Source organism: Acidiferrimicrobium sp. IK (assembly GCF_025499425.1).
Taxonomy (GTDB): Bacteria; Actinomycetota; Acidimicrobiia; order Acidimicrobiales; family Palsa-688; genus Acidiferrimicrobium.
On the sequence record NZ_JAIMCB010000009.1, the window covers coordinates 179,785 to 192,714 of the forward strand.

A 12,930-nucleotide genomic window follows, 5' to 3' on the forward strand; every position below is an offset into this window, starting at 1 on the left:
CGGCGGGGCTACTCAGACCTCCCTCAGAAGTGACCGATGTCGCTCCCAAAACCGGAAGAACAGCCTCCGGATCCGGGTTGGATCAGGGCATGATGTGGAGGACCAGCCTCCACATCCCCCCTTGGAGCGTGAGATGACCTCGAACAACGTGCTGCCCGACGTTGGCCCCGCGCGTGGCACCAGCGCCAGCAAGGACCACCACGCCCGCCGGTGGTGGATCCTCGCCGCGCTGACCCTCGCCCAGCTGATGGTCGTGCTCGACGCCACGGTGGTCAACATCGCCCTCCCGTCCGCCCAGCACGCCCTGCGGTTCTCGACCGCCGACCGGCAGTGGATCGTGACCGCGTACTCATTGGCGTTCGGGAGCCTGCTCCTGCTCGGGGGACGCCTCTCGGACCTGCTCGGCGCCCGACGGGTGCTGATCGCGGGGATGATCGGCTTTGCCGCCGCCTCCGCTCTGGGCGGGGCCGCCACCGGGTTCCCGATGCTGGTAGTCGCCAGGGCCGTTCAGGGTGCGTTCGGGGCGCTGCTCGCCCCCGCCGCCCTCTCGCAGCTAACGACGACCTTCAGCGACCCGGCCGAACGAGGCAAGGCGTTCGGGATCTTCGGGGCGGTGGCCGGAGCCGGTGGGGCCGTGGGGCTGATCCTCGGCGGCGCTTTGACCCAATACCTGGACTGGCGGTGGTGCCTCTACATCAACGACGTGCTGGTCGTGTTCGCCCTGGCCGGGGCGATGACGTTCCTGCCCAGGAGCGAGCGGGCGCGCAACGTGCGGCTGGACTGGCCCGGAGTCGGGACGGTGGTGGCCGGCCTGGTCGGGATCGTCTACGGCTTCTCCGAGGCCGAGCATCGGGGATGGGCCGATCCCATCACCATCGGCCTTTTGCTCGCGGGCGTCGTGCTGCTCGGCGCGTTCGCGGCCATCGAGCGGCGCTCCGCCCACCCCCTTCTGCCCCTGCGCGTGCTCGCGGACCGCAATCGGGGCACCGCCAACCTGGTGATCCTCGTATCGGGGATCGGGATGTTCGGTGTGTTCCTCTTCCTCACCTACTACATCCAGCTGGTGCTGGGGTTCTCGCCGCTGATGTCGGGTGTCGCGTTCTTGCCCATGATCGGCGCGCTGATGATCACCTCGACGGTGGCCACCGCCAAGCTCCTGCCCCGCACCGGCCCCCGGCCGCTGGTCAGCGCGGGGATGGCCATCGCCGCCGCCGGGCTCGTCGTCTTCGCCCAGCTCGGGGTCAGCTCGACGTATGGGGCTCTGGTGGTCCCGGGCCTGATCCTCGCCGGGGCCGGACTCGGGCTGGTGTTCGGGGCGGCCATGAACGTGGCCACGTCGGGTTCGGGCTCCGAGGACGCCGGCGTCGCTTCGGCCCTCCCCAACATCGGGCAGCAGGTCGGCGGCTCGATCGGCACCGCGCTGCTCAACACGCTGGCAGCATCGGCGGCCACCTCCTACATCCACCAGCACGGTCCGTCCCTCGCCTCGCAGGCCGCGGCGTCCGTACGGGGCGACGACGTGGCCTTCTGGGTGGCCGCCGGGGTCTTCGCCGCTGGCGCCGTCCTGTCTGCCCTCCTCTTCGAGCGGGGGCCGATGGCCATGGACCCTCACGCCGCTCCCGCCATGATCTGAGTGCCCGTGCCAGCCCGCCACTCGACCCTCCACACCCAGGCCAACAAAGATGTCATCGGCGTGCCCGTCGCGGTACGGCGGTTGCGCCGTGATGCCGAGGCCAACCGCCAGCACATCCTCGAAGCCGCCGGCACCCTGATGGCCGAGCGGGGCCTGGCCACTCCGCTCGAGGACATCGCCGCCGCCGCCGGGGTCGGCGTCGCCACCCTGTACCGCCGGTTCCCCACCAGGACCACCCTGATCGAGGCGCTGTTCCAAGACCGCTTCGCCGCCTACCTGGCGGACCTCGAGACCGCGGTTGGCATGCCCGACGGCTGGGAGGCCCTCCTGTGGTTCCTGCGAAAAGCGTCGGGCCGCCAGATCGCGGACCGGGCCCTCAACGAGCTGCTCGACCACGACCCAGGCGCCGACACCATCCGCCACCTGATCGAGCAGGTCAAGCCGCTGGCCATGAGGCTCGTGGAGAGAGCCCAGGCCACCGGGCGGCTCCGTCCCGACTTCACCGTCACCGACCTCGGCTTCCTGCAGAAGATGCTGGTGGCGGTGGGGGCCGCGATGCTTCCGGTCAGCGACACGGCCTGGGAGCGATACCTGACCTTTCTCGCCGACGGGTTGATCGCGGCCAGAGGCGAGCCATCGCCGGCCGCGGCGGCGCTCACCGTCGATCAGGTGCAGCGCCTCCACACCGCGGCCGGGGCGCCCGAGCGGACCCGCCGGTAGCGGCGAGTACCGCCGTCGGAGATGAGGACCAGTCGGTCATGAGGGCCGGTCGGATCTGGGAGACGCCCCCGACGGCCACTGCGCGATCAGCGAGTAGCGGTCGCCGCGGATGAGGCTCCGGCGCCACTCGACGGGCAGCTCACCGGCGGCCGCCAGCCGTTCGATGGAAAACGCTGCCTCCTGGGCCGGAAGCCGCAGCAGCTCGCGTTCGACAGCCGAGGGGACGACCGGCCGGATCCGCTCCCATCCGCCGGTGATGCGCAATGCGCAGCAGGCGGCGAGGAGGTCGTAGAGGCCGCCTGAAGAGAGATCGGCGCCGAGCAGCGCCCCGGCGTGGTCGTTGGACAACCACGACCGGTCCCAAGCGATGGGCTGGGGACCAGCGAAGCGGAGCCGCTCGATGAACACCACCTCGGCCCCGGGGTCCACACGGAGCTGCTCGGCGGCCTCGAGGGTGGCAGGGCGGCGCTCGGCAGCCAGAACCTCGCTGCGCTCCTCGATGCCCCCGGCTCGCACCGTGGAGGCGAGGCTGTAGAGCGAGTGGAGGGGTTGCTCGAGGATCGGCTGGGTGACCGAGCTGCCCCGGCCCCGCTGGCGGGTCACCAGGCCCTCCTGGGTGAGGCGACGGACGGCCTCGCGCACCGTCTGGCGGCTGACCCCGTAGTCCCGGGTGAGCTCCTCGTCGGTCGGGAAGTGGTCCTCGAACTCGCCGCCGACGAGGCGCCGGCGGAGATCGTCGGCGATTTGAGCCCAGAGGGGCAGCGGGCTCAGCCGGTCGAGCACCTAGACCGCCTCAGGCCCCGGCGAGGAAGAACGAGCCGACGAGCACCACCAGAACGTAGAGGGTCACCAGCGCCATCGGGAGATCCTTCTCGTAGAGGAACGTCACCACGCCCACCGCGACGCGAAGCACGGGGGTGAGGATCAATATGAACACCCCGAGCACGATGACCCCTCTCCCCTCCCCTCGCGCCAGAGAGTGCCCGAGGGACTTGAACGAGTGCGGGAACTGCGTCGAGCGGGATGTGAGCTCACGGTAGGAGTAGTGGCCGCGAATGGGCAGGTACTCCCCATGGTGGGCGAACATGAGCCCGAGCCCGGCCGCGATGACCGCCACGCTCACCAAAACGCCGACGCGCAGCACCAGGCTGATCGCCAGCTCCGCGTTGCGGACCCTCCTTTCCATGACCGCGACCTCGTCGGGACGTAGCGGCCGGCGCCGACCGGGACGGCTGCCGCCCTCCGATGCCGGCCGGTCCGGCCCGCCCGGCCCCTGAGGATCGCTCGTTGCGCTCGGATCGGTCACGGGAGGATTCCCTTCTGGAGCATCTCCAAGGAGATGACGACGAGGACGACGACGAAGACGATCCGGACCGTCTTGCTCGCCACCCGGCCCAGCACGCGGGCCCCGAACGTCGCCCCGAGGAGCACCCCGGCCGCCACCGGGGCGGCGATGATCGGGTCGATCTGGCCTCTGATGAAGTAGACGCCGGCACTCGCCGCGGCGGTAACGCCGATCATGAAGTTGCTAGTAGCCGAGGACACCTTCATGGGCAGGTGCATGGCGCTGTCCATCGCGGGCACCTTCAAGGCTCCCGACCCGATGCCGAGCAGGGCGCTGACCAGGCCGGCGAGGTACATCAGGGCCAGCCCCGGCGTGGTGCCGACCACCTTGTAGGCGATCTCGCGCTTCACGGCGGGGTCATAGTAGGAGCCGTGCAGGTCGAAGTAGTTGGCGATCCGGTCGTTGGAAACGGTGAGCGGCTCGTCGGTGTGCCGGCGGCGGAACGTGGCGAAAGAGGAGTAGGCGAGGACCACCCCGAAGACGATGAACAAGAACCGGGTGGGGAGGACCGTGGTGAGGTAGGCACCGCTCAGCGCGCCGGTCGTCGTGGCTATCTCGAGGAACATTCCGGCCCGGAGGTTGGTCATGCGCTCACGGACGTACGCGGCGGCCGCCCCGCTCGAGGTGGCGATCACCGACACGATGCTCGCCCCGATCGCCAGGCGGATGTCCACGTGATACAGGAGGGTGAGCACCGGGACGATGACCACACCACCCCCCAGGCCGACCAGGGAGCCGAGGATCCCCGCGGCGACCGAGATCAGCGCCAGGGAGACCACGAAGTCGAGCGGGGTCATGAAGGTATTGTACGTACAACCGCATGTACGTACAATTAGCCAATGTTCGGCCCCACCGAGACCTACCAGAGCCGTCGGTGCCCCTTCCCCCCTGAGCTGCGGAAACGCTGGTGCCCCCAGCCTTACACAATGCGAACCTTTCAACCGAGCTGCCCGGCGACGTGTTGTCACTGGTCAGCGTGCACGCCAAGGTGCGACGGGATGGCTACCGCGCGTAGGGCGACGACGCTTCTTGGCGGGGCGGCCGCCGCGACTTGTCCTGAATGCTGGGGAGCGTGCAGCTGGTTGCAGCGTCGCTGACATTGTGGGCGTGGCGGGTCACGAGCGGCTGTTGTCGTGAGATGTAGCGAGCCGTCCCTGCCCGCTGTGACCTTGCCGAGGGCGACGAAGCACGGACGATCTCAGGAATCGGCGTGTCGCTCGGCTTCTGCGAGGAACGGAGCGGCTGGCGACGACCTCGAACCCAGCGTCGCCAAGCACCCGACCCTTAGGAAGTCGGCCCGTTCGTAGAAGGTATGGCCGGACCAGCCCTTCTCCTGTCGTAAGACCCACAGGCGCTGTTGAGCGGTACGATGCCGATTGCGAGGGGGCCGTCGGGGGAAAGCACACGCCGGGCCTCGGCGAGCAGACCGGCCGTGTCCTTGGCGAAGCAGAGGGTGACGACGAGGACGACCGCCCTGAAGCGGTTTTCCACGAACGGGAGCTGCTCGACCGGCGCCCTGCATGGCGAGAACGCCCCGCGCCCTCGCAAAGACGAGCGGCGCCCTGGGCGACGTCGAGGCCGACGTCAAGGCCGCGCGGCGCCGATCCGCCTTCGACTCGAGAGCGGGCGGGGACGCCCGGTGGAGGTCGACCCGGCCCGGAGCGTGGATGTGGCCGCCATCTTGGACAAGGCCGCCCAGCCGTGCTGGGCCGTCGCCTTCCGCTACGGAGTCGCCACCGACCAGCCCGGCCGCCAAAGCCACGCTGCGGGGCGGGCGCACGCCATCGCCTCCGCCTTCGCCGTCTACTCGGGGCGGAACCACCTCGACCGCCACCGGCTCCGTCGTCCTCCCGCCGTCCTCGCCGCCCGCCGCCTCGGCCGGGGCAATCTCCCCTCGGTGGCCGAGCTGGCCGCCCTCGCCCACCTGCCCAGCGATCAGACCGTGGCCGGCCTGGCCCCGGCCGGTGCCAAAGCCGTCGCCCCACCACCAGCCGTCGCCCAGCTCGCCCGACCTGCGGGCACCGCCCTGCCAGGGACCGGGCTGCCCGCCGGGAGTAGGGCGCCGGACGAGCTGAAGATCCTCGGGGATGCCGAGACCGGCAGCCGCCGGCCCGTCGCCCTCGCCGCCGCGGACGCCCGACACCACCTGCATCTCATGGGGGCCACCGGGTCGGGCAAGTCCACGCTGCTCACGAAGCTCGTCCTCTCCGACGTCGAAGCCGGGCGGGGCGTGGTCGTCATCGACCCAAAGGGCGATCTTGTCACCGACCTGTGCGACCGGCTCCCCGCCGGTGCGGAGGCCCGCACCGTGCTCATCGACCCGGCCGAACGCCACGCCCCGCCGGTGCTCAACGTGCTCGCCGGCCCCGACCCCGACCTGGTGGTCGACAACCTCGTCGGGATCTTCCGCAACATCTTCGCCGCCTACTGGGGGCCGCGCACCGACGACGTGCTGCGCGCCGCCTGCCTCACCCTGCGCCACACCGACACCGAAGATGCCCCGGCCTCGTTGGCCGACGTGCCCCGACTGCTTTCCGACGCGTGCCCCCAAGGTCGCCGCCGTTGCCGGCGACGCGGTCGGTCTCGGCGGGTTCTGGCGCTGGTACGACGTGCTCGGCACCGCCGCCCAGAGCCAGGTCGTCGGCCCGCTCATGAACAAGCTCCGGGCGTTCCTGTTGCCCGACTTCGCCCGCCAGGTCGTCGGCCGCGGCCACTCCAGCATCGACGTCGGCCAGGTATCGGACGGCGGGGCCCTCCTCGCACGCCTGCCCAAAGGCCTCCTCGGCGACGACACCGCCCGCCTCCTCGGCAGCTTCATCGTCGCCGCCGTCTGGCAGGCCGCCACCCACCGGGCCCGCCTCGGCCAGGCCGCCCGGGTCGACTGCTCCCTCTACGTCGACGAACGCCCAGAACCGCCCCGCAGCTTCGAAGAGCTCCTCGCCGAGGCCCGGGGCTACCGCCTCTCCCTCGTCCTCAGCCCACCAGCACCTCGCCCAGCTGCCCGCGAGCTGCGCGACGCGGTCAGCTCGAACGCCCGCACCAAGGTCTGGTTCTCCATGAGTCCCGAGGACGCCCACGCCCTCGGCCGCCACGTCGCCCCCGAGCGGAGCGAGCACGACCCCGCCCACCTCGGCGTTTACCAGGCCGCCGCCCGCCTCGTCGTCGACGGCCAGGAGACCCCCGCCTGCACGCTTCGCACCCGCCCCGCTCCGCCCCCCATACCCCGGCCGGGGCGAACAGGTGCGCGCCGCGGCGCTCGTCGCTCACGGGCGTCCCGTCGAGCCGGCCGGCGACCGCCTCAGCGTCGAGGTCGCCCCCGAGGCGATGACCCTCGACGCCAGCGCCCGTGGCACTGGGCAGGGCTGGTGAGCCCGGGCCGCAGCGGCGGCGCTGTCACCGGGCCGGTGACGTTGCAGGGGTCGTCTCACGGGTCGTCTCACGGGTCGCGCTCTCATGCGACCCCCCACGCGGGCGCGAACCGGCACGTCGAACCTGGTGCAGGGGGGTCGTCACCGAGGCCGACAAAGGGGGGAGAGGGGCAGGTCCGTCGGAGTGAGGCAGGTAACCACCAAAGGGGGCCGGGTCGGTGCGACGCGCACCGTGGGTCGGGACGATCGACTCTACGAGCTGGCCGGTCGGCTCACCGAACGGGACCGAAGGATCTGCCGGCTGCTGCTCGACCATCGGGTCCTCACCACCGCCCAGGTAGCCGACATCGGCTTCGACTCGACTCGCAAAGCCCAGGCACGCCTGTCCGTGCTCCACGCCGTCGGCGTGGTCGACCGCTTCCGCCTCCGCTCCTGGTCGGGCACCAGCCCCTACCACTTCACCCTCGGTCCGGCCGGAGCGGCAGGCGTCGCCGCCGAGCGCGGCGTGACCGTGGCCGACCTCGGCTGGCACAAGGAGACCGCCACCGCGCTCGCCACCAACCGCCAGCTCACCCACCTCGTCGGCTGCAACGGCGTCCTCTGCGCACTCATCCGCAACGCCCGCACCCGCCCCGGCTGCGCCCTCGACCAGTGGTGGTCGGCCCGGCGCTGCGCGGCGGCCTGGGGCGAGATCGTCCGCCCCGACGCCGTATGCCGTCTGGGTCGAGCACGGCGTCCGCCAGCCGTTCTGCTTCGAGTACGACACCGGCACCGAGACCCTCCGCCGCCTCGCCCACAAGCTCGACGGCTACGCCCGCCTCGCCCGGACCGTCGGCCATGCCACCTGGGTCCTCGTCGCCTTCCCCTCACCCGGCCGGGAAACCGCCGCCTGACGGGTGCTGCGCCACCCCGCCGTCCCCGTCGCCACCGCCGTCATCGCGCCGCATACCGCCCCGGACGGCCCGGTGTGGCAGGCGATCGGCGACCACCGCCCACCGGTCCGGCTGGCCGATCTCGGCCACCCGAGCCGCATCCTCGGGGCCGCCGCCGCTACCGCGCCGCCGGCGTCACCCTGCCCCGAGTCGCCCAAGACCAGCACGACGCCGGATCACAGCTCCCACCAGGAGCCACCCTCGAACGCGGCGACCTCGTCTTCTTCGGCGGCGGCCCGCAGGACGTCTCGCACGTCCCAATATGCGGGATCTACGTCCGCACCCAAGGCGGCCGGGCAGTTATGGTCGAGGCCCCCCACACCGGCGCCGACGTCCGAGTCGAACCCTTCCTCACCACCATGGGCGCCAGCATCGGAGGCGGAGACATCGTCGTCGGCTTCACCCGGCTGGCCCTCTTGGGGGGATAGCCTCCCAGCTCGGATCCCTCTTCGGCCGGAACCTCGATCTCGGGTTTGGGGCGGTCGACGAACACGCCGAGCGCGGCGGTGACGAGGCAGACGGCGGCGGCAATGCCCAGGGCGAGGTGCAGGCCGGACATGAAGGCGCCGTGACTGGCACGAGTGACTGCTGCCTGCAACGGTGCTGGGGTTCCGGGCAGGTGGGGGGCGAGACCTTGGGCGACGAGCTGCTTGGCGGCGAGGAACCGGCGGGCGACAGGTGCGGGCACTCCGGCTGCCTCGAGCTTTGCGACGAGTGTCGATGCGACCCGGCTGGCGAGGATCGAGCCGAGCACACTCGTGCCGAGGACACCGCCGAGCTGGAGGCCGGTCGCCTGGATGCCGCCGGCGATGCCTGCCTCGGCGGGCGGGGCGCTGGCGACGATGGCGTCGGAGGCGGCCACGATGACCACCCCGACACCGAGGCCGAGCATGACGAACGACGGCCACAGGCGGATGTAACCGGAGCCTGGGTCTAGCCAGAGCAGCAGCACCAGCGCGATGGTCATCGATACCATGCCGAAGGGGATGGCGAAGCGCGGGCCCAGGCGGTCGTTCAGGAGGGCGCCGAGCGGCGCGGCCACGGCGAAGATGGCGGTGAGGGGAAGCAGGCGCACCCCGGCAGCCACCGGGTCGTAGCCGTGGATGTTCTCCAGGTAGAGGGTGACGAAGAACAGCACCCCGTACATGGCGAAGAACGCCAAGGTAACCGCCGTCGTGCCCAGGGTGAGGGATCGTCTCGTGAACAGCACCGGGGGGAGCAGCGGCGCGTGGACGCGTCGTTCGACCAAACCGAGCGCCACGAGCAGGGCTGCCCCGCCGGCCAACAGCCCGATGGTCATGGCGTCACCCCAACCCCACGTCTCGGCCTTGATGAGGGCGAACACCATGCACAACAGCCCACCCGCCAGCAGGAGGAGCCCTGCGGCGTCCAGCGGCCTTGGGTGGCGGTCGCGGCTTTCGGCCAGGGCGAGGAGCCCGACGATCAGGCCGAGCGCGCCGATGGGCACGTTGACGTAGAACACCGACTCCCACGAGACGTGCTCGACGAGCAGACCGCCCACGATCGGGCCCGCCGCGATCGAGATGGCCGAGGAGCCACCCCAGATGCCGATCGCCTGGTTGAGTTTTTCGGGTGGGAAGGTGTTGCGCAAGATGGCCAGGGTGTTGGGCAAGATGATGGCGCCGAAGATCCCTTGGACAGCTCGGAAGGCGATGACGCCAGCGACCGAGCCGATCTCGCCTACAGCCAGCGACGCCAGCGCGAAACCCACCACGCCGATCAGGAACAGCCGGCGGCGGCCGAAGCGGTCTCCCAGCATCCCCATGGGGATGAGCAGCACCGCGAGCACCAGCAGATAGGCGTTGGTGATCCACTGCAGGTCGCTCAGCGACCCGTGCAACGAGCGGGCGATGTAGGGGTTGGCGACAGCCACCACGGTGGCGTCAACCCCGACCATGACCACCCCGAAGGCGATCGCCACCAGCGTCCATCCCGGATGACCCCGGCCAGCTGCCCCTCGCTGCCCCCGGTTTTGGTGCCACGCGTCGAGCCCCGCCGTGGGAGACCCGCCGTCGCTTCGTCGCTTGGGCTGGTCGGTCATTCCCGATCCTTTCGATGCCTCACGTGCCGTCAGCGGTAGAAGGGGTGCACAGCACACGCTGTTGGCATGCTATGACCGTATGGCACGACATGCCATACCCGCACGATGTGTCAGACTTCTGGTTCTTGGTCCCGGATCTGGTAAGCGTCCGATGGCGTCGGCCTCGCCGCGCCGCGGGGGGCGCTGAGAACCTGTGGACGCTTCCTCGACCGTGCAGGTGCCGTCGGCCACGGCGAACCAGGTGGGCGCCATGAGCGCAGTGGGGCCCGGGCCGGTGTCGATCACCGTCCGGCGGATCGCGCAGAGCCGGCGCGAGCTCGCTCGAGCCGCCGCACGGCTCTTCGTTGAACGGGGCTACGAAGCCACCACCGTCGAGGAGATCGCCCGCGCCGCTGGCATCTCAGTTCGCAGCTTCTTCCGCTACCTGGGTGCCAAGGAGGAGGTCATCGACGACATCCTTGAGCAACGCATCGCCGGGTTCGCCGCCGCCCTCGGGGCCCGCCCGCCGGGCGAGGCGCTCGTCGACAGCCTGCGAGCGGCCGGCCGCGACAGCCTCACCAAGGCGCTCGACGACGGGACCGTCGACCTGTACGCGGTGGTTCGGCACACCCCGGTGCTGCGCGCCCGGTGGCTGGCCCGGTGCAACACCTACACCGACATGGTCGCCGACAGCCTCCGTGGTCGCCTCGCCGTCGAGAGCGACCCGATCGTTGCCGACCTCGCTGCCGGGGCCTTGATCGGTCTGATGACCACCGTCATCGACCGCTTCGCCGACACGGCGAGCGACATGCTCGCCGATGTCCTCGACACGGCCTTCGACCGCTTCGTGCACGGCTTCGGCGACCGACCGCGGCCATGAACCCGTCCGGGAACCGTGACCTGGTCGCAGACGACAGCCGCCTGGTTCTGTCTCGGCTTCGTTCCCGGCGAGCGGGCGCTTACACGCCGGGGAACACGCTCGCCGCGCTGCGCCGGTCGGATGGAAGGCCCTACGCGCTCGATGCGTCGGCGACCGGCGATGCCGGCCTGCCGTAGATGGTCAGGGCAGCGAAGAGTACCGGTAGATCCCGTCGTCGAGGACCTGGTCGACCCGCTGCTGGGCGACCAATACGCGTAGGTGGGCGGCGGTCTCGGTGACCGCCAGCATCTGGTTGAACAAGTCGAGTTCGGCGAGCGTGCGCTGCCGACGGGTCCAGGACAGCCGGGCTGCTACCTCGAACACGCTGGTGGCTCCGGCTGCGAGCGCGTCGAGGGTCTGCTCGAGCCGTCTGCCGTGGTGGTCGACGAGCTGGTCGATCCGGGCGTGCACGCTCGGCGCCACGGGACCGTGGGCGGGGAGCAGCATGGCGTCGGGGAGGCGCCGGACCCGGGCTAGTGATCTCAGAAAGTCGCCGAGCGGGTTGTCCGATGCCACGGGCTCCAAGCCAATGGAGGGAGTGATGGTCGGCAGCACGTGGTCCCCGGCGAACAGCAACCGGTTGGCGGGATCGGTGAAAACCACGTGACCGCGGGTGTGGCCGGGGGTCTCGACCACCCCGAGGCGCCGGCCCGACCCGAGCACGATGTCGCCTTCGTCGAGCCAGGTGTCGGGGGGCTCCCACTCGGAGCGCTGCGTGTCGGGGCCGCCGACCATCTCGGCGCGAACAAGCTTGGCGAGGTGGGCCGCCCCGTAGCGGCGAAGCGCGCTCAGCTGGTCCTCGAAGGGGCGGTGGTCAGGATCGGCGATCGCGTCGAGCGACGGGCGCTCCCCGGCGCCGAGACTGACGGCTGTGCCCTCTGACCGGCGCAGCGAAACCGCCGTGGTGTAGTGGTCTCGATGGGCGTGGGTGACGAGGAACCGGTCGATGTCGGCGACGCTGCAGCCCAGCGACGCCAACGCAGCGTCAAGGACCTTCCGGGCCTCGGGCACAGCCCAGCCCGAATCGATGCACACCAGACGGCCGGCGTCGACGATGACATAGATGTTGACCGCCCGCAGCCCGTCGGTGGGAAGCGGTAACGGCACCCGGAACACGCCGGCGGCGACCTCGTGCACTCCCGGTGCTGCCCAATCCTCGCCGCTCATTCGTCACCGACCGTAGGGGATGTCCAGCCGTACCGGCCCTGGCGGCCCGCCCGGTGATGTTCGGGCGCTGAGCCCGGCAGGGACCGATCAGGCGCGGTCATGGTCGTCGGTTCCGAGCTGGCGGAGCTGGTCTCGTCCCTGGACGGCGCTGACGATGATGTCGACACAGGTGGCCAGGGGGACAGCGGTGGCATCGATCCACAGGTGGTAGAGGCGATGGTCGGCGACATCGGCGTGGTAGAGGCGGTGGACGTAGCGATACCGGGCGGTGTCGCTTTGATGCTGGGCCCGCCGGGCGCTGCGCTCGTCCAAGCCGCCCAGGTCCATCACCTGGTCGATACGCCGTTCGAGCGGGCCATCGAGGCGGACGTGCAGCGCCCCGGGATGGCCCGCCAGCACGATCGCCGCCCCACGACCGAGGAACACCGCGCCACGCTCCGCCTCGCGCCGCAGCACCAAGTTGATGTGCTCTTTGTACGACGCCTCGTCGTGGTGCCCAGCCATCTCTTGAGAGGGGATCCCCGTCCAGACCGCCCCCGCCGGGGCGAAGAACGAGACCCAGCGGCTGACCCCCCGACCCAGGTCGTCCTCGACCGCGAGCACCTCGTCAGATCGTTCGGCGAGGTCCGCGGCGACCTGGGCGGGGATGGCCCGGTCCCAGAACGTGACGCCGAGCCGCTCGGCGACCCGGGGGCCGACCAAGCCCCCGCCCGCCCCATAGGCGGCGGAGATGGTCACCACCGGCTTTCCTGCTCCCACGGTGCAGCCTACCGATCCTTCGACTCGTCTATATAGATGCGAGTAT

12 protein-coding genes and 4 pseudogenes are annotated in these 12,930 nt (G+C 70.8%); 8 read left to right on the forward strand and 8 right to left on the reverse strand.

Annotated features, from left to right (window positions below):
* The first annotated feature begins 133 nt into the window (after nt 1-133).
* Together K6U06_RS16100 and K6U06_RS16105 are read left to right on the forward strand one after the other, a co-directional pair.
* Nucleotides 134-1,633, forward strand: coding sequence for a DHA2 family efflux MFS transporter permease subunit (locus K6U06_RS16100; protein ID WP_262322975.1), 1,500 nt, complete (start codon nt 134-136; stop codon nt 1,631-1,633).
* Nucleotides 1,634-2,353 carry a TetR/AcrR family transcriptional regulator gene (locus tag K6U06_RS16105; protein ID WP_262322976.1) on the forward strand — a complete coding sequence of 240 codons (720 nt, stop codon included), beginning with the start codon at nt 1,634-1,636 and terminating at the stop codon, nt 2,351-2,353. It abuts the gene before it with no gap.
* Between the two features lie 36 nt (nt 2,354-2,389).
* On the opposite strand, the gene K6U06_RS16110 is transcribed toward K6U06_RS16105, so the two are convergent.
* From K6U06_RS16110 to K6U06_RS24745, 4 genes are all read right to left on the reverse strand, one after another.
* Entirely contained in the window at nt 2,390-3,136 is a 747-nt protein-coding gene (locus K6U06_RS16110; protein WP_262322977.1) for a GntR family transcriptional regulator, read from the reverse strand.
* A gap of 10 nt (nt 3,137-3,146) precedes the next feature.
* Nucleotides 3,147-3,659, reverse strand: coding sequence for a DUF1634 domain-containing protein (locus tag K6U06_RS16115; protein WP_262322978.1), 513 nt, complete (start codon nt 3,657-3,659; stop codon nt 3,147-3,149).
* Nucleotides 3,656-4,495 carry a sulfite exporter TauE/SafE family protein gene (locus K6U06_RS16120; RefSeq protein WP_262322979.1) on the reverse strand — a complete coding sequence of 280 codons (840 nt, stop codon included), beginning with the start codon at nt 4,493-4,495 and terminating at the stop codon, nt 3,656-3,658. Before K6U06_RS16120 ends, K6U06_RS16115 begins: the two co-directional genes overlap by 4 nt.
* Nucleotides 4,496-4,982: 487 nt before the next feature.
* Entirely contained in the window at nt 4,983-5,246 is a 264-nt protein-coding gene (locus tag K6U06_RS24745) for a methyltransferase domain-containing protein (protein WP_410051058.1), read from the reverse strand.
* 394 nt (nt 5,247-5,640) lie between these two features.
* On the opposite strand from K6U06_RS24745, the pseudogene K6U06_RS24750 reads away from it, so the two are divergent.
* Nucleotides 5,641-6,024 (forward strand): annotated as a pseudogene (locus K6U06_RS24750) (helicase HerA domain-containing protein); the annotation flags it as partial.
* 142 nt (nt 6,025-6,166) lie between these two features.
* Here the strand turns inward: K6U06_RS24750 and K6U06_RS16125 are convergent.
* Nucleotides 6,167-6,814 carry a hypothetical protein gene (locus K6U06_RS16125; RefSeq protein ID WP_262322980.1) on the reverse strand — a complete coding sequence of 216 codons (648 nt, stop codon included), beginning with the start codon at nt 6,812-6,814 and terminating at the stop codon, nt 6,167-6,169.
* Between the two features lie 124 nt (nt 6,815-6,938).
* Between K6U06_RS16125 and K6U06_RS16130 the strand changes: the two genes are divergently transcribed.
* The 4 genes and pseudogenes from K6U06_RS16130 to K6U06_RS24765 all read left to right on the forward strand — a co-directional run.
* A complete protein-coding gene (locus K6U06_RS16130) occupies nt 6,939-7,067 on the forward strand; it encodes a hypothetical protein (RefSeq protein ID WP_262322981.1) in 129 nt (42 codons plus the stop codon).
* 84 nt (nt 7,068-7,151) lie between these two features.
* Nucleotides 7,152-7,763, forward strand: a pseudogene (locus K6U06_RS24755) (replication-relaxation family protein); the annotation flags it as partial.
* 64 nt (nt 7,764-7,827) lie between these two features.
* Nucleotides 7,828-7,959: pseudogene (locus tag K6U06_RS24760) on the forward strand (hypothetical protein); the annotation flags it as partial.
* A 74-nt stretch (nt 7,960-8,033) separates the two neighbouring features.
* Nucleotides 8,034-8,285, forward strand: a pseudogene (locus K6U06_RS24765) (NlpC/P60 family protein); the annotation flags it as partial.
* Here K6U06_RS24765 and K6U06_RS16140 read toward each other — a convergent pair.
* Nucleotides 8,270-10,060 carry an MFS transporter gene (locus K6U06_RS16140; RefSeq protein WP_262322982.1) on the reverse strand — a complete coding sequence of 597 codons (1,791 nt, stop codon included), beginning with the start codon at nt 10,058-10,060 and terminating at the stop codon, nt 8,270-8,272. The pseudogene K6U06_RS24765 and the gene K6U06_RS16140 sit on opposite strands and share 16 nt — an antisense overlap.
* Nucleotides 10,061-10,310: 250 nt before the next feature.
* Here K6U06_RS16140 and K6U06_RS16145 point away from each other — a divergent pair, with 250 nt between their 5' ends.
* On the forward strand, nt 10,311-10,919 hold the full coding sequence (locus K6U06_RS16145; RefSeq protein WP_262322983.1) for a TetR/AcrR family transcriptional regulator: 609 nt from the start codon (nt 10,311-10,313) through the stop codon (nt 10,917-10,919).
* A 180-nt stretch (nt 10,920-11,099) separates the two neighbouring features.
* On the opposite strand, the gene K6U06_RS16150 is transcribed toward K6U06_RS16145, so the two are convergent.
* Nucleotides 11,100-12,125 carry an MBL fold metallo-hydrolase gene (locus tag K6U06_RS16150; RefSeq protein WP_262322984.1) on the reverse strand — a complete coding sequence of 342 codons (1,026 nt, stop codon included), beginning with the start codon at nt 12,123-12,125 and terminating at the stop codon, nt 11,100-11,102.
* An 87-nt stretch (nt 12,126-12,212) separates the two neighbouring features.
* A complete protein-coding gene (locus K6U06_RS16155; RefSeq protein ID WP_262322985.1) occupies nt 12,213-12,884 on the reverse strand; it encodes an AAA family ATPase in 672 nt (223 codons plus the stop codon).
* Between the last annotated feature and the right edge of the window lie 46 nt (nt 12,885-12,930).